The sequence below is a fragment of the Bradyrhizobium sp. NAS80.1 genome (assembly GCF_001908205.1).
Taxonomy (GTDB): Bacteria; Pseudomonadota; Alphaproteobacteria; order Rhizobiales; family Xanthobacteraceae; genus Bradyrhizobium.
Genome location: NZ_LGHL01000487.1, coordinates 1 through 1,179, shown reverse-complemented (window position 1 = coordinate 1,179; position 1,179 = coordinate 1). Strand labels below are relative to the sequence as shown.

Below are 1,179 nucleotides of genomic sequence, written 5' to 3'. Positions count from 1 at the left end.
TACGAGGGAGAAGAAAGCTCGCGCAACATTTTCTACACGGGAGCAGCGCCGAATCAGCAGGCAGTTCCGGCCGTTCGATATCTGATGAGCAAGGACGGAGGCGAAGTTCGCAGATGGGTTCTGCTGGGGACCGACGCCGTTTTTCCACACACGACGAACCAAATCTTGAGCGCGTTTCTCGCCGCGCAGGGCGTATTGCCAGACGACATTACGACGATTTATACGCCGTTCGGCTATTCCGAATGGCGAGGGATCGTCGAGAGGATCAAAGCCTTCGGTTCGCAGGGAAAAAAGACGGCGGTGATATCAACCGTTAGCGGAGATGCAAATACGTACTTCTACAGGGAACTCGCAGACCAACAGGTAGACGCCAACGCAATTCCAGTTATGTCTTTGTCCGTCAGCGAGCGCGAATTACTCGGCGCGGACATTTTCCCCGTCGGGCACCTAGCCGCCCGGAACTACTTCCAGTCGATCAACTCAGCAGAAAACAAAGCATTCATGAGAATGTGGGCTGACTTCAACCAGCAACGAGACAAAATCACGAATGACCCGATGGAAGCCACCTTCATTGGCTTCAGGATGTGGGCGCAGGCCGTTGTTCAGGCGGGGACCACCGACGTGAATGCCGTCCGGCAGGCCATGTACAGCCAAAGAATAAAGGCGCCGAGCGGCTTCGAAGTCGCGATGAACACCAATCATCATCTTTCCAAGCCAGTGATGATAGGAAGAGTAAACTCTTCCGGGACCTTTGATGTCATTTGGCAATCAATCAATCCGGTCAGGGCGGATGCCTGGAGCAAGTACGTCCCGGACAGTGCCAAACGCACCGCGGATTGGACGTTTCCTTGGGTCTGCGGTGGATGCATCGAGCCAACGTTCAAAGATTGGTGACGGTCTCTTCGTTTCGGACCGATGTCCGGGCATTCCGATCACGCGCTGAAGACTTTAGATGTCTGCAATGGCCCTTTGCGACATATTGCGGTGCCACGCCGTTTCGGTCGCAAGCGGGACGAAGCGGACACCGGATGTCGGTCATGATCGGTGGGGTTCGTCGCGAATGACCCTGGCTGTTCTCTAATTCCGGGCCTGCGGTCAAGACTCTCCAAACACATCCTTGCCGGGTTCATGGTTCTCTCCGCGGTAGGGGCATGCCCTCCGCATGATGGCGTAGGATGA

1 protein-coding gene is annotated in these 1,179 nt (G+C 55.6%); it reads left to right on the top strand.

The genetic code is table 11. From position 1 onward, the window contains the following. The coding region (locus tag AC629_RS44440) for a transporter substrate-binding protein (RefSeq protein ID WP_084810837.1) at nt 1-894 on the top strand (894 nt) is incomplete at its 5' end. Nucleotides 895-1,179: the final 285 nt, after the last annotated feature.